Annotated in this window: 12 protein-coding genes; 3 read left to right on the plus strand and 9 right to left on the minus strand. The window is 69.6% G+C overall.

Annotated elements, in window-relative coordinates:
* Positions 1–97 precede the first annotated feature (97 nt).
* Entirely contained in the window at positions 98–844 is a 747-nt protein-coding gene (locus tag Q0A34_RS07920; RefSeq protein ID WP_363316438.1) for a LysR family transcriptional regulator, read from the minus strand.
* An 86-nt stretch (positions 845–930) separates the two neighbouring features.
* On the opposite strand from Q0A34_RS07920, the gene Q0A34_RS07925 reads away from it, so the two are divergent.
* The 3 genes from Q0A34_RS07925 (at position 931) to Q0A34_RS07935 (ending at position 4,294) form a co-directional block, all read left to right on the plus strand.
* The gene (locus Q0A34_RS07925) at positions 931–2,136 is read left to right on the plus strand and encodes an MFS transporter (RefSeq protein ID WP_291479459.1); all 1,206 of its coding nucleotides are present in this window, start codon (positions 931–933) and stop codon (positions 2,134–2,136) included.
* 131 nt (positions 2,137–2,267) lie between these two features.
* A complete protein-coding gene (locus tag Q0A34_RS07930) occupies positions 2,268–2,837 on the plus strand; it encodes a DUF6230 family protein (protein ID WP_291479460.1) in 570 nt (189 codons plus the stop codon).
* The gene (locus Q0A34_RS07935) at positions 2,837–4,294 is read left to right on the plus strand and encodes a DUF6114 domain-containing protein (protein ID WP_291479461.1); all 1,458 of its coding nucleotides are present in this window, start codon (positions 2,837–2,839) and stop codon (positions 4,292–4,294) included. The genes Q0A34_RS07930 and Q0A34_RS07935 overlap by 1 nt, the downstream gene beginning before the upstream one ends.
* An 85-nt stretch (positions 4,295–4,379) precedes the next feature.
* Here the strand turns inward: Q0A34_RS07935 and Q0A34_RS07940 are convergent, their stop codons facing one another.
* From Q0A34_RS07940 to Q0A34_RS07975, 8 genes are all read right to left on the minus strand, one after another.
* Positions 4,380–5,996: an acyl-CoA carboxylase subunit beta gene (locus tag Q0A34_RS07940; protein ID WP_291479462.1), complete on the minus strand. Its 1,617-nt coding sequence runs from the start codon at positions 5,994–5,996 to the stop codon at positions 4,380–4,382.
* Between the two features lie 10 nt (positions 5,997–6,006).
* Entirely contained in the window at positions 6,007–11,058 is a 5,052-nt protein-coding gene (pks13, locus tag Q0A34_RS07945) for a polyketide synthase Pks13 (protein WP_291479463.1), read from the minus strand.
* Positions 11,059–11,208: 150 nt separating this feature from the next.
* On the minus strand, positions 11,209–13,101 hold the full coding sequence (locus Q0A34_RS07950) for a FadD32-like long-chain-fatty-acid--AMP ligase (RefSeq protein ID WP_291479464.1): 1,893 nt from the start codon (positions 13,099–13,101) through the stop codon (positions 11,209–11,211).
* Between the two features lie 99 nt (positions 13,102–13,200).
* Positions 13,201–14,154 (minus strand): cutinase family protein, encoded by a 954-nt coding sequence (locus Q0A34_RS07955; protein ID WP_291479465.1) that lies wholly within the window; start codon positions 14,152–14,154, stop codon positions 13,201–13,203.
* Positions 14,155–14,347: 193 nt separating this feature from the next.
* On the minus strand, positions 14,348–14,896 hold the full coding sequence (locus Q0A34_RS07960; RefSeq protein ID WP_291479466.1) for a DUF732 domain-containing protein: 549 nt from the start codon (positions 14,894–14,896) through the stop codon (positions 14,348–14,350).
* Positions 14,893–16,896: an alpha/beta hydrolase-fold protein gene (locus Q0A34_RS07965; RefSeq protein WP_291479496.1), complete on the minus strand. Its 2,004-nt coding sequence runs from the start codon at positions 16,894–16,896 to the stop codon at positions 14,893–14,895. The genes Q0A34_RS07960 and Q0A34_RS07965 overlap by 4 nt, the downstream gene beginning before the upstream one ends.
* 265 nt (positions 16,897–17,161) lie before the next feature.
* On the minus strand, positions 17,162–17,866 hold the full coding sequence (locus tag Q0A34_RS07970) for a hemolysin III family protein (protein ID WP_291479467.1): 705 nt from the start codon (positions 17,864–17,866) through the stop codon (positions 17,162–17,164).
* Between the two features lie 80 nt (positions 17,867–17,946).
* A complete protein-coding gene (locus Q0A34_RS07975; RefSeq protein WP_291479468.1) occupies positions 17,947–18,996 on the minus strand; it encodes an alpha/beta hydrolase family protein in 1,050 nt (349 codons plus the stop codon).
* Positions 18,997–19,006: the final 10 nt, after the last annotated feature.

A 19,006-nucleotide genomic window follows, 5' to 3' on the forward strand; every position in this document is an offset into this window, starting at 1 on the left:
CGCCCCGCCCGCCCCAGCCGCCCAGACCACGCCGAGTTCGCGCACCCGGTCCGTGTCCAGGGGGATCACGGACATCCCCTCCATCTGCAGGTTCGGGTCACCCATCGGCAGCAACGCCACGCCGAGGCCCGCGGTGACCAGTCCCGCCACCGTCGTCAACTCCATCGACTCGAAGACCAGCCGGGGGCCGGAAGCCGCTGTCCGCGGCGAGGGTGTCGAGCAGCAGACGGGTCCCGTAACCCTCCAGCATCGCCACGAACGGCTCCCCGGCGGCCTCGGCGAGGTCAATGCTGTCACGCCCCGCCCACCGGTGGCCCGACGGCACCGCGAGCCCCAGACGCTGCTCCGCCAGTTCCTCCCACCCCACCAGCCCGTCAGCGACCTGGTCCGTCGGGCACGGCCCGACGATCGCGAGGTCGACGGTGCCCGCCGTCACCCGGTCCACCAGGTCCAGTGCCGCACCCTGCACCAGCTCGAAGTCCACGGTGGGGCGTCGGGCCCGGAACCCGCGCAGGAGGTCCGGCACCAGCCACGTGCCCAGGGAGTGCATGAAGCCCAGTCGGACGGTGCCGCGTTCGGGGTCGACGAGTCGGCGCACCTCCTCCACCCCGGCCCGCCAGGTCTCGGTGGTGGCCCGCGCGGTGGCCGCCAGGACCTCACCGCGTCGGTTGAGGACGAGGTGCCTGCCGTTGCGGTCGAAGAGTTCCGCCCCCACGGACCGCTCCAGGGCGGCGAGCCGTCGGGACAGCGTCGACTGGCTGACACCGGTGACCACGGCGGTGTCCACCATGTTCCCGGTCTCCACGAGGTCCAGGAACCAGTCGAGGTCCACCGGTGCCGCCATCGCCGAACCTCCTATGCGTCAACCGGGACAGGAACCCGAGGTTAATGCATTTTGATCGTCGATGCGCGACCGCCACGATAGTGACCATGGACGCGACCGACACCCACCCCACCCCGGGGCTCTCCCCGGGCGACCCCGGCTACCGGCGGATCATGCTCGCCGCCGCCACCGCCGGCCTGGCGAGCTTCAACGCCATGTACCTCACCCAGGCCGTCCTGCCGTCCATCCACGACGGGCTGGGGGTCTCCCCCACCACCGCCGCACTGACCGTCTCCGCCACCACCGGCATGCTCGCGATCACCGTCATCCCCGTCAGCATCCTGTCGGAACGGGTCGGACGACGCCGCGTCCTGCAGGTGTCGGTCATCGTCGCCACCGTCCTGAGCCTGCTCCTCGCCGCCGCGCCCGGCATCGGCACACTCGTCGCCGTCCGAGCCCTGCAGGGCGTCGCCGTCGCCGGCGTGCCCGCGGTGATGATGAGCTTCCTGTCCGAGGAGATCCACCGCGACCACCTGGGACGGGTGATGGGGCTCTACATCGCCGGAACCACCCTGGGCGGTCTACTGGGCCGCCTGGTCCCCTCCAGCGTGCTTGAGTTCACCGACTGGCGCGGAGCCGTCCTCGCCGGTGGGACCGTCGCCCTGGTGCTGGCACTGGTCTGCGCCTGGGCCCTGCCGCCCCAACGGAACTTCGCGCCGAAGAGGATCACCCTGCGCCACGAACTCAGCGCCTTCCGCCGCCACTGGCACGACCGCCGCCTGGTCGCCCTGTTCATCCTGCCCTTCCTGATGATGGGCGCCTTCGTGTCCCTGTACAACTACCTCGGATTCCGGCTGACCGGGCAGTTCGGCCTGCCCGAGGCGGTGGCGGGTGCGGTCTTCCTGCTCTACCTCTCCGGCACGTGGTCCTCCGCTCGCGCCGGCGCGCTGGTCACCCGGTACGGGGCGGGGCGGGTCCTGGTCACCGGGGTGGCGCTGGCCACCGTCGGGCTGGCACTGGCACTGGTCCCGAACCTGGCGGTCACCGTGGTCGGGGTCCTGCTGTTCACGGCGAGCTTCTTCGCCGTCCACTCCACCGCGTCGACACTGGTGGGGCAGATCGCCGACCGGGACCGTGCCGAGGCGTCCTCCACCTACATCATGAGCTACTATCTCGGCTCCTCCGTGATCGGCTGGCTCTCCGGGTACTTCTTCCAGGCCGGCTGGCTCGCACTCATCGTGGCACTGGCGGCACTACAGATTACAGCGCTGGCATTATGCCTGGTCAGCACCATGCGGACTGGACGGGACTGATATACCCCACTACAATTTGCTGATTCTTCACAGAAACAAGTACGACAGCGATACGATGTTCCGCAGTCGGCTACATACTTACCAACCGAGGGGTCCGCAGACAGCGTCCCTCACCACACGGAGGAACGAACATGGGACACATCAAGGGAAAGCGGTTCGCCGGGGTCATGGCAGTTGGACTCCTGGCCACGGCCGGAGTCGGGGTGGCCATGGCCCAGGGGGGGCTGTCCGCCAACCTGGCACTGTCCAACACCGTCTTCAACCAGGAGGTCAGCGGGCTCGACGCCACCGGCGTCTCCATCTTCGGAGGCACTGACGGCCAGCACGACGGCAACACCGGTGTCGCCCGCCTCGTCTTCGAGGACGCCAGCATCACCGACATGTGCATGACCGCCCCGCTGAAGCTGCCCGGCCTGGGCGAGAAGCGCTTCCAGATGCTCGTTCCCGGCGAGAACACCACCGCCGAGCACCTCGTGCTCGGTTCCCCGGGCCTGGTCGGTGGCCTCACGCTGACCAACGCCCAGATCGGTGTGGACGCCAGCCAGCTCGACGACGAGCCGCCGGCCGGGTCCTGGGGCCTGCACGCCGACGCGCTGAACGCGACGGACCAGGTCATCAAGGCCACCTCCATCGCCGCGGACAAGCTGACGGCCGCCGGATCCAAGGTGGGAATCGTCGACGTCGACGAGGCTGAGTGCTGATGTCTGACGACTCCACCACGCCTCCGGGCGTGAACGGGGCCGGAGGCAAGCCCGACGACACGTCGTCGACCGAAGTCACCGAGACCATGGACGCCGTCGGCGATCCCGCCGACGGCGCGGCCACGGCACAGTCCACGGAACCCCGTTCAGAGAAACTCGAGAAGCAGAACCGACGGTTCAGCCGCTGGCGCAAGGAACGGCCGTTCGCCGCCGGCCTGCTGATGATGCTCGCCGGCGTCGTGATCATGGCACCGGCCTACCTGTCGTTCCAGATCTCCAACATCCAGATCCAGATCTCGACGATGGGCGGGGTGTCCACGCTGGTCATCGGCATCCTGCTGATCACCTGCGGCCTGATGTGCTGGTTCCGCGGCGAAGGACGCATCCTCGCCGGTGTCGCCGCACTCATCCTGTCGATCCTGGCGCTCTGGCAGTCCAACTTCGGAGGCTTCGGCGTGGGCCTCATCCTCGGCCTCGTCGGCGGTGCCCTCGCGCTGGCGTGGGACCCGCAGCCCCGTCAGGAGGCCAAGGCCGAGAAGGCGGAGAAGAAGGAGGCCAGGAAGGCCCGTAAGGCTGAGAAGGCCGGGAAGAAGTCCTCCGGCGCCGGTTCGGCGAAGTCGGTCATCGCCGTCCTCGCCGCCGTCGCCGTCGCTGTGGGCGTCCAGACGCCCGACGCACGCGCACAGATCCCGGGCCTGCCGGACATCCAGCTCCCCGAGCTGGAGATCCCCGGACAGGGGAACGGCAACGGCAACGGGAACGGCGGTACCGGCGACGGGGGGACCGACGGTAACCGGGGGAACACCCCCCGCCTGCCGAACCTGCCCCCGCTGCCTGAGGCACCTGACCTGAACCTCCCTGAGTTCCGTATGCCCGACGGCAACGAGCTGCAGGACGGCCTGGACAACTCCCTGGAGAAGCTCGGTGTGGAGATCCCGGGGCTGAACGTCGCCCCGCCGGAGCCGGTGGCTGGCATGCAGACGCCCTTCGGCGGCACCTTCACCATCAAGACCGACACCGCGAAGATGACGCCCGGGATGAAGCTCTCCTACGTCACCATCGACACGATGCAGGGGCCGAAGAAGGCCATCCGCATCGACGCGGACAAGGCGGTCATGGAGAACCTCCGGGTGCAGTTCCCCAACGCCCTGGGCAACGACCTGCTGGACGACACCGAGGGTGCGACCAGTACCCTGACCGGGAACTTCCACATCTTCGTCCAGGAGCTCACGATGACCCTGGAGCTGCTCGGTGTGGACACCATGCTCCCGATCACCATCAACGCCGACTGGGCCCCTGACGACATCGCCAAGGAACTGTCCAAGATCGGCCTGGGCCTGCCGGACCTGCTGTCCGCGGAAACCCGCGTCCTGGACGTCCGTCTCGAGACCTACCACGTGATGGCGGACTTCATGGACTACCCACGCAAGAACATCGGTCCCTGGCACGAGAACTGACCTGCCGTACCGACAGGAAGACCCCGGACAGAACAACTGTCCGGGGTCTTCCCGTGCGCGCCGTGCAGCCGCGCCTCGGGGCCGCTCACATCGGCATGATCGTGTGCTTCTTCGCCGGCTCCAGCACCCGCTTGTCGCGCAACAGCCGCAACGACTGGCGCAGCCGCAGGCGGGTCTGCGACGGATCGATGATCTCGTCGATGTAACCACGCTCCGCGGCGACGTACGGGCTCGTCATGTTCGCGTTGTAGAAGTCCATGAACATCTTCTTCGCCGCCGGGCGCTGTTCCTCCGGCAGGGCGGCGAGCTGACGTCCCTGGATCATCACCGCGGCACCCTCGGCACCCATCACCGCGATCTGCGCGGTCGGCCACGCCAGGTTCACGTCGGCACCGAGGTTCTTCGACCCCATCACCGCGTACCCGCCGCCGAAGGCCTTACGCACCACCACGGTCAGCTTCGGCACCGTCGCCTCCACCATGGCGAAGCCCAGACGGGCACCACGGTGGATCAGACCCAGCTTCTCCTGCTCCGCACCCGGCAGGTAGCCGGGGGTGTCCACCACGAACACCAGCGGGATGTCGTAGGCGTCGCAGATCCGGATGAACCGGGAGGCCTTGTCCGCCGCCTCGGCGTCGAGACAGCCCGCCAGGGACATCGGCTGGTTCGCGACGACACCGACGGAACGGCCGTCGATGCGGGCGAAGGCGGTGATCACGTTCTGGCCGTAGTCCGGCTGCACCTCCAGCACGTCCTCGTCGTCGAAGATCCTGGTGAGGATGTCCATCATGTCGTAGCCGGAGTTCGGGTCGTCCGGGATCAGGTCGATGAGTTCGGCGTCCCGCTCGTCCGGGGCGTCCGGCGGTGCGGGGGTGTAGGGCGTGGCCTCGAAGGCGCTGCTGGGCAGGTGCGCCAGCAGCTCCCGGACGTAGCTGAAGGCGTCGTCCTCGTCGGTGCCGACGTAGCTGATGTTGCCGTTGGCGGCCTGGACCCGGGCGCCGCCGAGGTCCTGCATGCTGATCTTCTCGCCGGTGACCGACTCGATGATCTGCGGACCGGTGACGAACATCGTCGTCTGCTCCTCGACCGCCACCAGGAAGTCCGTCGTCGCCGGGGCGTACACGGCACCGCCGGCACAGTTGCCCAGCAGGACCGAGATCTGCGGCGACTGCCCCGACAGCGGGAGCTGGCGCCGGGAGATCTCCGAGTACATCGCCAGGGACATCACCGCGTCCTGGATGCGGGCACCGCCGGAGTCGTTAATGCCGATGACCGGGCAGCCGATCCGGGTGGCCATGTCCATGACCTCGCAGACCTTCTTGCCGAAGGTCTCGCCGACGGACCCGCCGTACACGGTCTTGTCGTGGGCGTAGATCGCGACGGGACGCCCGTCGACGCGGCCGTAACCGGTGACGACACCGTCACCGTAGGGGGCGTCGGGGACACCGGGGGTGCGTCCGAGGGCACCGATCTCGGTGAAGGACCCCTCGTCGAGCAGCGCGTCGATGCGCTGTCGCGGCGTGGTCCGGCCCTCCTCGTCACGTTTCTGGCGCGCGCGTTCGCTTCCCGGATCCTGGGCCTCCTCGAGCCTGGAGTGCAGGTCCTCCAGTTTCTCGGCGGTGGACCGTCCTGTTCCCGGTGCGGTGCGTTCCGCGGCGACGGTCTCGTCGCCGAACCAGGGGTGTTCCGGTGTTCCTGTCATGGGTTCCACGCTATCGCACTCGGTTCCGCTCGGAGATGTCGCGCAGGTGCTCGGTGATCCGGGCGCCGACGATGCCGATGGCCGGCTCGTCCGGCACGGCGAGGTGGTCTCCGGCGAGCTGGACCAGCTCCAGGTCGTCGACGACACCGTCCCAGCCGCCGTCGGCGGGGATGTCCGCGAAGGACGGCTCGAGTTCGATCGCACCCTCGTGCATCCCCTCGGACTTGTAGAGGGTCACCGGGGCGGTCACCTCGGCCCAGCGTTCGAAGTCGAGGGTGTTGAGGATCCGGGTGTCCACGAAGCTGGCCCGCTGGTGCTCCAGCACCCCGGCCGCCAGGCCGTGGGAGGAGGCGTCGGTGTTCTGCAGGAACATGGTCATCATCCCGATGAGCGCCTCCTCACCCTGGCTGTCCAGCAGGTCGTGCGGTACCGGCATGTCGATGCCGTAGGTCTTCTTCGCGAAGGCGGAGTAGCGGTCCCAGCGGGCGTGCATCTCCTCGGTGGTGTCCGGCGCGGGGTTCGCCGGGCGCACGAGGTCGAGCAGTTCCAGGTGGCCGACGGTCACCTCACCGGACTTCTCCAGCCGGTGGGCGACCTCGAAGGCGAGGGCGCCGCCGAAGCTCCAGCCGCCGAGCACCACAGGCCGGCCGCCCGCCAGCTCGGTGATGTCGGCGACGTAGGCCCCCGCCCGCTCGTCCAGGGAACCCTCCAGTCGTTCCACTCCGTAGACCGGGACGTCGGCGGGCAGCCTGCGGGTCAGCGGTTCATAGACCACGCTGGAGCCGCCGGCCGGGTGGAAGAGGAAGACCGCGGGGCTCTCCGAGCCCTCGGGCCGGGCGCGCAGGACGCGGATGTTGCCGTCGACGGCGGTCTCGAAGACGTCGCGGACGAGGTTGGCCAACGGTTCCAGGGTCTCCGCGGCGCTGACCTGCTCAGGGGTGATCTCCGCCCCGGAGCGTTCGCTCAGTCGGGCGGCGACCGCGGCGGCGGTCTCCCTGTCGATCTGCGGCAGGGTGCTGGTCACACCGGCCGGAGCTGCGCCGGTGAGTGACGCCCAGGTGCCGAAGACCATGCGCTCGGAGGCGTCGCGCGGGGCCACGCCGACACCGTCGGCCTTGCCGTTGCCCTCTGTGTTCCCCCCGGCGTCACCGTCGCGTTCCGCCGGCACTGCAGCGGTCGGGCCGGTCGAGCCGGACTCGGCGGCCTGTGTCCCGGTGCCGGCGGCGGACTCACCGCTGTTCTTCTCGTGCACCATCTGCTCCACCAGCGCGATGACCTCGTCGACGGATCCGTCGCGCAGTGCCTGCACGTTCAGCGGGGGCAGGGCGAAGTCGTACTCCACCCGGTTCTTGATCCGCATCCCCATCAGCGAGTCCAGGCCGAGGTCGATCAGCGGCAGTTCGCCGGGCAGGTCGTCGATGTCGTAGCCCATCGACTCGGAGACGATGTTGCGCAGCCGGTCGGCCACGCTCTCCCCCGAGTCGGGGCTCCACCGCTCGGCGTCGGTGTCCACCGACGGCAGGGCGTTGCGTCCGGACGACGGTGTGGTCGGGTGCGCCGGGTTGCCGGTGTCCTGGCCGCCCCGGGCCTCCTGCACCGCGCGGGACGCCGCGGCGGCGGTACCGGTCGTCGGCGACGCCGCGAAGGCCTCACCGGCCAGGTGGGACGCGTCGCCCCCGTCGTTGCCGTGCACGGCGTAGACGTGCACGCTCAACCCGCCGAGGGTGCGGGTGACCAGTGTGGTCACCTCTCCGTCGGTCGGCAGGGTGCCGTAGGTCTCCACGGCGGCGAGGACGGCGTCCGGCACGACCGCGCGGGCGGCCGCCTCGGCGACGGCGTCGACACTGGGCACCTCGGCGGCGGCGACGGCGAAGGCTGTCCGGCCGTCCGGCAGGGCCACCCGGCGTCCCGGGACGCCACGCACGGAGCCGCCCCCGGGCCGTGCGGCGGTCCAGTAGCGCTGCAGGTTCCAGTGCACACCCGGGACCCCGGCCACGGCACGGCCGGGCCGCGCAGGACGGCCGTCGGAGGCGTTGAGCCGGCGGAAGTCCACGTCGGCACCGCGGACGTAGAGCTCACCCACCGTCGCCAGGAGGGTGTCGACGCTCGGTTCCTTGCGCTTGAGCAGGTACATCAGGCTCGACTCACCGGCGTCGTGGACGAAGGCGGTGTTCATCATCGGCATCAGCGCCACGGGGTTCGGGGAGAACTCCACGAAGGTGCGGAAGCCCTCGTCGAAGAGCCGGCCGGTGGCGTCCGACAGCCACACCGAGTAGCGGGTGCAGCGCAGGAAGTAGTCGGCGTCGTGCACCACGTCTCCCGGGTGGTAGACCACGCCCCGGTCCACGCTGCTGTACACCGGGGTGTGCAGCGGGCGCGGGGTGATGCCGCTTATCTCGGCGTGGAGTTCACCGAGGATCGGGTCGAGCATGCTGGTGTGGCCGGCACCCTTCACCTTCAGCATGCGGGCGAACTTGCCCTCGCCCTCCAGGTGCTCGACCAGGTCGGCGACCGGCCGGGCAGGTCCGCCGACGGTGGTCATCCCCGGCGCGGCGTACACGGCGGGTTCCACGGCGGCGAACTCCGGGTGCTCCTTCTGGAACTCCACCAGGTCCTCGACCCCGAGTTCCACGACCGCCATCGCACCCTGCTTGTCCTCGGACAGCAGTGTCTCACCCTCGCCCATGAGGCGGGCCCGGTGGCAGGCGACCGTCATGGCGTCCTCCATGGACAGTCCGCCGGCGGCGTACGCCCCGGCGATCTCACCCATGGACTGGCCCACCACCGCGGCGGGACGCAGCCCCAGCCCGGTCATCAGGTCGGCGAGGGCGATCTGGATGGCGGTGATGCCGACCTGGGCGGTCTCGGTGCCGAAGTTCTGCGCGTCGTCGAGGATCATCCCGACCACGGAGTAGCCGGCCTCCCGCTGCACGACCACGTCGATCTCGTCGAGCCGCGCCGCGAACAGCGGCGACAGGGAGTAGAGCTCCTTGCCCATCTTGCGGTGCTGTGAACCGAAGCCGGAGAAGACCCAGACCGCGCCCTCGCGCTCGGGACTGTCCGCGACGCAGATGCCCGCGCCCTTTCTGCCCTCGGCCAGCCGGGTCAGTCCGGCGACCGCCTCGTCGGTGTCGTGGGCCACGACCACACCGCGGGACCGGCCGTGGTTTCGGTTGCCCTGGACCACGGCGGTGCCGGCGAGCACGGCCTGACCGGACTTCCCCGCCTTCCCGTCCAGCCACGTCGCCAGGTCGGCGGCGGCGGTCCGGCGGCGTGACGGCAGCAGCCCGGAGACCGGGAGCAGACGCGGCAGGGGACGCTCGTCGCCGTCCTCACCGGTGGCTTCCTGGACGCCTGCCCAGTCGAAGGCGTCCGGCAGGGACGGGGCGGGTTCCCCGGCCGGTGCCGCACCCTCCGGCGCGACAAGGACGACGTGGGCGTTGGTGCCGCCGAAACCGAAGCCTGAGACACCGGCGACAGGGGCGCCGGAGTACTCCGGCCATTCCCGCGGGTCCTCGACGACCTCGAGGTGCTCGCGGTCGAAGTCGATGTAGGGGTTCGGCCCGGTGAAGTTCACCGTGGGCGGGAGCACACCGTGACGCATCGCCGAGACCACCTTGATCACACCGGCGACACCGGCGGCGGCCTCGGTGTGCCCGAAGTTCGTCTTCGCCGAACCGAGCAGCAGCGGTGAGGCCACGTCGCGGCCGGCGCCGAGCACCTGGCCCAGCGCCCCGGCCTCGATCGGGTCGCCGAGGATGGTGCCGGTGCCGTGCGCCTCGACGTAGTCCACCTGCGACGGGTCGACGTCGGCGTCGGCGTAGGCGGCCTCGAGGACGGCGGCCTGGGCCTCCGGGTTCGGGGCGGTGAGCCCGTTGGACCGCCCGTCCTGGTTCACCGCCGAACCGGCGATGACGGCGAGCACGTCGTCGCCGTCCTGTCTGGCGTCCGAGAGCCGTTTGAGCACGACCACGCCTGCGCCGTCGGAGCGGACGATGCCGTCGGCGTCCTCGGAGAACGCGCGGATCCCGCCGGTGGGGCTCAGCACGCCCAGTTCGGAGAAGGCGACCGTGGCGAAGGGGCTGGCCAGCAGGTTCACACCACCGGCGACAGCCACCGAGGAGTCGCCGTCGCGCAGGGCGCGCACCGCCTGGTGGATCGCCACCAGGGACGACGAGCAGGCGGTGTCCAGGGCCACGGAGGGGCCGCGGAAGTCGAAGGCGTAGGAGATGCGGTTGGCGACGATCGAGCTGGAGTTGCCGGTGAGGGCGTACGGGTGCGCCTCAGCCGGGTCGGCGCCGATGAGCATGCCGTAGTCGTTGTTCGAGGTGCCCATGAACACCCCCACGTCCGTGCCACGCAGCCGGTTGGCCGGGATGGCGGCGTTCTCCAGCGCCTCCCAGGTCAACGACAGCAGGATCCGCTGCTGCGGGTCCATGTTCGCGGCCTCGACCGGCGACAGCCCGAAGAACTCCGCGTCGAAGGAGGCGATGTCCTCGATGTAGCCGCCGGTGAGGTAGGCCTCCGCCATGCGGCGGGACATCTCCGGGTCGTCGGAGTACTCGCTCCAGCGGCCCTCGGGGAGCTCGCCGACACCGCTGCGCCCCTGCTCGAACATGCGCCACATCGCGTCGACGTCGTCGGCGCCCGGGTAACGGCCGGCCATGCCGACCACGGCGATCTGACGGTCCTCCGGGCTCAGCCCGGCCCCCTGTCCCCCGCCCTGCCGCTGTGCGCCGCCGCCGGACACCCGCGGACGGCGGGTCCCGCCGGCGAGCACGAACCCGGCGAGTCCGGCGATGGTGTTGTACTCGTAGGCCACCGTCGCGTCGAGGGGGACACCGGTGAGGCGCTCGAGTTCCCCGGAGAGCACCACCACGTCTCGACTGGACAGCCCGAACTCCTCCATCGGCCGGTCGTCGGTGATGTCGTCGGCGGCCAGGCCGGTGGTGGCCTGCACCCAGTCACGCAGCCAGGCGCGCATGCCGGCGGCCGTGGTCGGTGAGGCGGCCCGGGGGTTCGCGTTCCCGGGAGTTCCAGACGATCCAGACGATTCAGACATATCGGAGTAGTTCATCCTTATTCATGACGGACAGAGGAGGGGTGACCGGAACGGGCACGACGGCCACCATCAATGTGACATCGACGGTGGCCGTCGCCACGCTACAAGGGGCTGGTCCGCAGAGGACCACAGACGCCCCACTGTAGTCGACTACCGGTTGAAGCGGCCGTCGAGATAGGCCTTGGCGCAGACCCGGCGGGCGATCTTGTTGGCGGAGGAGCGCGGGATCGTGCCCTCGTCGACGATGCGGATGTCGGCGGGTTGGACACCGTGGGTGGAGGTGACGGCCGAGCGGATCGCCGAGACGGCCGCGGCGTCGCCGTCGGCGGAGGCCTCCGGGTCGCGCTCGGCGACGATGACCAGCTGCTCGGAGCCTGAGTCACCGCCGGCGGCGTCCTTGATCAGGTCGCCGTTGACGGCGAAGGCGGCGAGGACGCCGGGCAGGACGTGGCCGCCGGCGGCGTCGGCGGCCGTGGCCTCGATGTCCTGCGGGTAGTGGTTGCGGCCCGCGACGACCACGAGGTCCTTGATCCGGCCGGTGATGTAGAGCTGCCCGTCGACCACCACGGCGAGGTCGCCGGTGCGCAGCCAGTCGTCCTCCGGGGCGCCCTCGGCGGCGGAGTTCTCCGCGAGACGCCTGTCGGCGGGCAGGGAGTTGCGGAAGGTCTCGGCGGTGTCGTCCTCGCGGTCGAGGTAGCCGGCGGCGATGTTCCCGCCGTGGAGCCAGACCTCGCCGACAGTGCCCTCAGGCACCTCCTCACCGGTCGACGGGTCGACGATCGGCATGAACAGCGACGGGCCGGGCTCGCCGACGCTCATGATCGGCACGGCGTTCTCCGCGTCGGCGTCGACCTCCACGGCCAGGCCCTCCGCCAGCTTCTCGCGGTCGAAGACGCGCAGCTTCGGCCGGTCCTCGGTCTGCGGGGTCGTGACGAAGACCGTCGCCTCGGCCAGGCCGTACGACGGCCGCATCGTGGAACGGCGGAAGCCGAAGGGGCCGAAGACGTCACAGAACCGGTCGACGGACTGCAGGCTGACCGCCTCCGCACCGTTGATGATGCCCTCGACGTGGCTGAGGTCGACGTCGGCCAGGTCCTCGCGCTTCGCCGGGTCGGCGTACCGGGAGGCGAGCTCCAGCGCGAAGTTCGGCACACCGGAGTACACGTTCAGTCCGTCCCCGCGGTCGGCGAGCTGGCCGATCCAGCGGCCCGGGTCCTGGATGAAGTCACGCGGGGCCATGATGTCCTGCGGGATCCCCAGGATCAGCACGAAGGACGACAGGATGATGCCCATGTCGTGGTGGAAGGGCAGCCAGTTCACCAGGCGCATCGGCATCTGCAGCTGACCGGCCTGGAACACCTGCAGCACATTGGTCACGATGCTGCGGTGGGTGAGCACCACACCGGCGGGGGTGCGGGTGGATCCGGAGGTGTACTGGAGGAACGCCGGGTCACCGGAGTTCGGCGCCAGCTCCGGGTTCTCCATCATCGCCATCATCGGGTTCTGCCATTCCTCGGCCAGCGAGTCCGGCAGGGCGTCCACCGTGAGCACACGGGGACGCTCCGACGAGGGGAGGGAGGAGAAGTGGCTGCGGACGTGCCCGGCGGAGGTCTTGTTCGTCAGCACGACAGTGGGCGTGGACGACCCCAGCACCGCCGACAGGTGGTCGGCGTGGCCCGGCTCGGTGGGGTCGTACAGCGGCACCGGGACGGTGCCGGCGTAGAGGGCACCCATGAAACCGAAGAGGTACTCGGGGCTGTTGTTGGCGAGGATCGCCACCCGGTCGCCGCGCTCGGTGACCTGCTGGAGCCGGACACACACCGCCTTGATGCGGGTGTTCACCTCGGCGCGGGTCCAGGTGACGGTCTCCCCCGCGGCCCCGCCGCTGAAATCGTGGAAGGTGATCAGCGGGGTGTCCACCGCCCCCTCCATCTGGGCCATCGTGTACAGCATCTCGCACATGGCGGAGAGCGAGAGCTGGTCCGGGATCGCGATCTCGCCCTTCTCGTCGTAGAACTGTGCCATCGCGGCGCTGATGTCCATCAGATATCCCTCTTAACTGTCTGCGTGAGTGTTCGTCGTGTTGCTTTTGTGAAAAGAACTCTCATGAACTCTATCGTCTCGACCACCGCCGTGCGGGGATTACCGGCCTTCGGCGATGATGTCGCGCACCCAGTTGTTGATCCACTCCGGGACGGTGCCGCCACCGACGACGGTCCCGTTGCTGGAGTACTGCGCGTGCACCTTGTTGGCGTCGATGAGGTCGTTGGCCCGCTGGACGGCGTTGCCGATGTCCCGCGGCGCACTGCACACCAGGTCAGCCGGGGCACAGAACTGCAGGGTGCTGTCCTGCAGGGCGCCGAAGTCCTGGGGGCGGGGGCCACGCATGGACGCGCCCGGCACGATCGGGGCGACCAGCGGCCCGACGGAGCTCAACGCGATCTCCGCGCCGATGCCGGTGACGTCCGGGCTTCCCACGAGCTCACCCTTGCCGTCCTCACGACGCCCGTCGGCGATCAGGGCGACACCGGCGACCGCGTCCGCCGGCACGGTGGAGTCCCCGTTGCCGATGGCGGTGGCGAGGTCACCGGTGAGCACCGCACCCTGGCTGAAACCGACGAGGATCATGCGGGTCGCCGGGCAGGCCTCGTGCACGGAGGTCATCTCCGCCTCCAGCCGGGCGTAGCCCTGGTTGCGCGAGTCGTCGTAGGACATCTCACGAAGGGCCTGGATGTTGCGGAACTGCGCGGCGTAGGGCAGCGTCCAGCTCTTCAGCTGCCCCCCGTCGACCCCGTCGCCGAACTCCTCCTGCAACGGTCGGGTCACGTTGAGCAGCAGTGAGTGCGGGCGCGAGGAGGGGTGGATCGGGTCGTCGTCCTCGGTGGACTCCCACGTGCCGGGAGCCGCGAAGAGCTGGTAGTCCGGGCAGCTCGCCGGCTGCTCCGGGTCGGTGGTCCGGGTCGGCCCCGGGCCGGGCCCCGGGCCGGGCCCCGGACCTGCGGAGTCATCGGGACCGCGGTTGACCCACTGGCCGATGCCGATGACCAGGACGACGGCGAGGACGAGGGCCGCCACGACGGTGAGGAACTTTCTCATGGCCAGTCAGAGTACCCGGTTTTCCTGGCAGAGATCTGTCAGCCTCCGGCCAGAACCGGCCTGAACCGGCCTGAACCGGCAGGGGCAGGAGCACGGACAGGCGCAGGGGATCCCGGGAGCTCCACATGCAGACACAGACCTCTGCCCCGGGGTGACGTTCGTCACCCCGGGGCAGTCGCCCACCTGCGGACGGTCAGCCGCAGTAGTTCTTCTCAGCGGCCTCGACGATGATCCGCTGGGCCTCCTCGGCGGGAACCTTGGTCAGTTCCTGGACCTCCAGCTGGCCGGCGATCATCGGGATCGCGAACCCGTCGCGCCTCTCCTCGTTGGCCAGGCACTGCTCACGGGCGGCGGCGATGACCTGGTCCTGGATCGCGGAATCCTCCAGGTCGATGTCCTTGTCCTTGAGCTCGGCGAGGAAGGCGTCGTCCTCGGCGGTGCGCGGTGCGACCTCCCCACCGGGCTCGTCGACCTCGTTGACCTCGCCGTCACGCGGGGTGTCACCGTCCGAACCGGAGTCCGGGGCCGGGGTCGAGGACGGCGACGAGGTCTCCGACGACGCCCCGTCCGACCCGGTCGGCGACGAGCTCACGCTGGGGACGCCGCTGGCCTGGTCGTCGCTGTCCACGGTGGAGTCGCCGCCGCAGGCAGCCAACCCGCCGGCAAGCAGCAGGGTGGCCGCCACAGAGGCGACCTTCGTCACCGTGGCGGTACGGGCGCCCCGGACTGTGCGGCCACTCATCGCGGATCCTTCTGGACGTTGCCGTTGACTTCGCGGATCTCACCGTTCTGGAACTTCACGACCTCGCCGCCGGCGGGGATGCCCTGCTGGTCCTCGACGGGCCAGCCGAAACGTCCCTGCTCGTACTTCTCCTCGCCCCAGGCGTCGAAGATCTTGCCCTTCCTGATGATGTGGGCGCCGGTGGAGGCCGACCAGTAGATGTTGCCGTGCTCGAACTCGGTGAACGCGCCTCCCTTGATCCTGTTCTCCTCGGAGCGGGGGAAGCCCAGGCCTGAGTCGGCGGGTCCGCCGGCCTCGAGGTACTTCTCGCCGATCTTGCCCTCGATCATGCGGACCTTGCCGTCCTTGTCCCGCACGGCGACACCGTTCTGGAACTTCTGCACGGCTCCGCCGCCGGGCACCTGCTCGACCGCGGCGACCGGGTAGCCGAAGGGGCCGGTCTCCCACTTGCTGCGGCCCCAGGCGTCGACGATGTCGTTCTTCACCGCGACGGCGCCAGTCTGCGGCGTCCAGTAGACGATGCCGTTCTCGAAGCGCTGGAGGATCCCGCCGCCCTTCAGACCGGTCTGCTCCTCACCCGTCGGGTAGCCCAGCCAGCTGTCGGCGCCGCCCATCTCGGAGTAGCGCGCGCCGATGCGGCCCCAGGTGGCCCAGGCCTTGTCGGCGCCCTTCTTCCAGTAGATCCGGCCGTTGCGGAAGTCCTGGACCTTGCCGCCCTTGGCGGCGTCGTACTCGTTGGTGGTGCAGGTGCCCAGTTTCTGGCTGCGCTGACGCTTCTCGGCCTCGGCGATCTTGCCCACCGCGGCGCACTTGGCGCCCCGGTCCTCCTGGGACAGCCCGAAGGTCTGGGCGATGTAGGGCCACGCCTGGGTCATCTCGTACTGCCAGTACGGCCAGTCGTGGGTGCCGGAGCTGCGGTACTTGGCCACCACGTCGACACCGGCGCGCTTGGCGGCGTTGGCGAAGGTCTGGGTGGTCATCCGCGACATCGCCTCGAGACCGAAGGCTGCCGGGTTCGCCGGGTAGCCGGGGATGGGGCCCTGCCGGTCGTACGGACCGGCGTTACCGTTGCCGGCGGACAGGTACACGGTCATGTCCTTGAGTGCGTCCACGTGCTGCTTCGGGTCGTTCTCGTTCCACCGCTGCGAGCCGTACGGGCCCCACATCCGCTGCGCGTCGTAGCCCGCGCCGTCGTTGGTGGCGTAGTTGATCGCCTGGGGAACGCCCGGCGAGGTGGTGTCGAGGTACCCGGAGAAGGAGCCGACGAACTGGAAGAGCTCGGGGTGCCGGTGCGCCAGGTTCACTGCGGCGGTGCCGCCCATGGAGATGCCGGTGACGGCCCGCTGCTCGGTGGTGCGCCAGCCCTCACGCAGCACGGCGGGGAGCTCCTGGGTCAGGAAGGTCTCCCACTTGTAGGTCTTGCCCTCCTCGGGCTGCTGCTCCCAGTCGGTGTAGAACGAGGAGTTGCCGCCGACGGGCATGACGACGTTGACGTTCTTGTCGGCGTAGAACTGCTGGATGTTCGTCGACAGGGTCCAGCCCGACTCGTCGTCTCGGGCGCGCAGGCCGTCCAGCGCCCACACGGACGGGAAGTCGCGGTCCGGCTGGCTGTACCAGTCGCGGGCCAGGAGGATCTGCACCAGCACCGGGCCCTCGGGCATGGAGGGGGTGTTGATGTAGACGTTCGCCCACCGGTCGGAGAGCCACTCCACCCGGTCGACGTCCACGCCGTCGGGCAGTCCGGGCAGGTCCTGCTCGGTGACGTCCTGTGCCGGACGCTCCGGGACGTTGTCCGGGTCGAGGTAGTCACCGAGGCCGCTGCCTCCCTGCGCGCCCTGGGAACCCTGGGGCCCCTGCGCGGCGGCGGGTGCCGCCAGCGGCACGGCGAGCGCCACCGACAGCGGCAGCGCGAGGACGGCGGCACCGACGCGCCGAGACGCCCGTCGGGACGGACGGCTGGCGGGGGACTTCCCGGTGCGGGTGTTCGCGGCGATTCTCATGGTGGTGGCGTTCTTCCTTCGTAGGTGCGTCTCGTCAGCAGCGGCGGTGTCGGCGGTGCCGGGCCCCGCAGCGGGTTCCCCTCCCACTGCCGGACTCCGGTCTGGGCCGGTGTCCGCCACGGCCAGCCGTGGCGGCAACACCGGCAATTATGGCAATGCGGTCCCCGGATTCCCGGGACAACACGCCAAAACCTTGAAGTTTTACTTGAGACTTAGTTTCTGCCGGTAGTGTAGCACCTCCCCCCGGGGGTACAACCGGGCCGGCTCACGACAGGACAAGGATCCAGATCGCCACGTGGTGCAGCCCGCCGGCGACGATCGTCGCAGCGTGGAACACCTCGTGGAAGCCGAACCACCGTGCCGACGGGTTCGGGCTCCGCCGCCCGTAGACCACCGCCCCGAGCGTGTAGATGACCCCGCCGAGGACGATCAGCATCCCCGCCACCGCCGGGATAGCCTCGACGAAACCACCGATCTTCAGCACGGCCAGCCACCCCAGCGACAGGTAGACGACCACGTCCAGCCAACGGGGGTGGCCGATCCAGAAGATGTTCATCGCCACCGCACCGACGGCCAGCACCCAGCACACCGGCAGGATCCACAGGCCCTCCGACCACGAGTCGAAGGCGTAGACGGCGATCGGTCCGTAGGTGCCCGCGATGAATATCGCGATCATCGAGTGGTCGGCGCGACGCCACGCCTGGACCGTCGCCTCACTGCGCCACGGTGCCCGGTGGTACAGCGCCGAGACCGCGAACAGTCCGATGAGGCAGAGAGAGTAGAGGGCGGTGATCCAGGACAGGGCGGAACCGCCGTGCAGGATGAACGCCGTGACCGTCAGCGCGGTGCCCGTACCTCCGAAGTACCACGCCGCGTTCTCGTGGAGGCGTCCCCTCAGATACGGGCGCGCACCACGGTCCACCGGCCGCAGGTTCCGCCGTTCTCCTGCCCCGTGAGCTTCTGTTTCCATACTTGTTCAGTGTATGCGTACGGCCCGGGAGATGTCGCCATCTCCCGGGCCGTCGCGGTCCCCCCTAGGTCTGCCTTATGTCAGCAGACCACCTTGCCTGCGCGGTAGCAGACGTTCAGCGCGTCGAGGATCTTCGGACGTGCCTTCTGCAGCTCCGGGGTCCACAGCGTCCAGTTGTGCACGCCGACCGTCGGGTAGCTGGCGGTCACGTTCGCACCGGAGGCGCGGGCGGCCAGCTCGAAGGTCGCGGTGGAGCCGCGGGACGCCCACTCCAGGCCGATGCCGGCGATGCCGCCGACCGGGTTGGCCATGAAGTCGTCGCGCGGACCGGGGATACCGGCTGCGGCGGAGACGTAGACCGGCATACCTGCCAGCTTCGGTGCGTTGAGCAGCGGGTCGTTCGCGAAGCGGGTCGGGTGCAGCGGGTGGCCCCACATGTCCCAGACGTTCGCTCCCGGGGAGCCCTCGTTCATCGCGAACTGCAGGGCCATGTACATGCCCGGGGACGTGGTGTTCAGGTAGCCGGACAGCGAGGTGGCCTGCTTGAACTGGTTGCGGTGGCGGGACGCCAGGTTGATCGCCGCGGTACCGCCCATCGACAGGCCGACCAGCGCGTTGCGGTTCTGGCTGATCCCGAAGTTCTGTGCGAGCTGCGCCGGCAGCTCACGGGTCAGGAAGGTCTCCCACCGCGGCTTCTTCGGGGTGGTGGAGCCGTTGAACGGGCCGATCCAGTCCGCGTAGAACTGGGAGGCGCCGCCGACGGGCATGACCACGTTGACGTCGTCGTTGACGAACTGGTCGACACCGTGGCCCAGGTAGGTCCAGGCGTTCCAGTCGTCGCGGGCGCGCAGCCCATCCAGCAGGTAGATCGCGGCGTCGCTGTTGGAGCGCTTGATCTGGACCTGGATGTCCTGCCCCATGGCACCGGAGTAGAACCAGCAGTTCTGGACGTAGTGGTTGTAGTTGGCCCAGCTACAGCGGGGGCCAAGAATCCCGCGGTCATCGGCGGACGCGGTCGGAGCCACGACGGTGGCCAACCCGAAGGCCGTGCCGATCGCGACAATCAGGGCCATGAGCTTGCGGCCCAGCGAGCCGGTCGCGGACCGGTGCTTCCCGGTGGCAGTCGTCATGTTTTCCTTT

The organism is Corynebacterium sp. (assembly GCF_022712195.1).
GTDB lineage: Bacteria > Actinomycetota > Actinomycetes > Mycobacteriales > Mycobacteriaceae > Corynebacterium.

Bases quoted from the DNA above. Each gene is read 5' to 3' on its own strand.
- Q0A34_RS07930 (WP_291479460.1), top strand. From the start codon at position 2,268: ATGGGACACATCAAGGGAAAGCGGTTCGCCGGGGTCATGGCAGTTGGA.
- Q0A34_RS07975 (WP_291479468.1), bottom strand. From the start codon at position 18,996: ATGACGACTGCCACCGGGAAGCACCGGTCCGCGACCGGCTCGCTGGGC.
- Q0A34_RS07940 (WP_291479462.1), bottom strand. From the start codon at position 5,996: ATGACAGGAACACCGGAACACCCCTGGTTCGGCGACGAGACCGTCGCC.
- Q0A34_RS07955 (WP_291479465.1), bottom strand. From the start codon at position 14,154: ATGAGAAAGTTCCTCACCGTCGTGGCGGCCCTCGTCCTCGCCGTCGTC.
- Q0A34_RS07950 (WP_291479464.1), bottom strand. From the start codon at position 13,101: ATGGACATCAGCGCCGCGATGGCACAGTTCTACGACGAGAAGGGCGAG.
- Q0A34_RS07920 (WP_363316438.1), bottom strand. From the start codon at position 844: ATGGCGGCACCGGTGGACCTCGACTGGTTCCTGGACCTCGTGGAGACC.
- pks13 (WP_291479463.1), bottom strand. From the start codon at position 11,058: ATGTCTGAATCGTCTGGATCGTCTGGAACTCCCGGGAACGCGAACCCC.
- Q0A34_RS07925 (WP_291479459.1), top strand. From the start codon at position 931: ATGGACGCGACCGACACCCACCCCACCCCGGGGCTCTCCCCGGGCGAC.
- Q0A34_RS07960 (WP_291479466.1), bottom strand. From the start codon at position 14,896: ATGAGTGGCCGCACAGTCCGGGGCGCCCGTACCGCCACGGTGACGAAG.
- Q0A34_RS07935 (WP_291479461.1), top strand. From the start codon at position 2,837: ATGTCTGACGACTCCACCACGCCTCCGGGCGTGAACGGGGCCGGAGGC.
- Q0A34_RS07970 (WP_291479467.1), bottom strand. From the start codon at position 17,866: ATGGAAACAGAAGCTCACGGGGCAGGAGAACGGCGGAACCTGCGGCCG.
- Q0A34_RS07965 (WP_291479496.1), bottom strand. From the start codon at position 16,896: ATGAGAATCGCCGCGAACACCCGCACCGGGAAGTCCCCCGCCAGCCGT.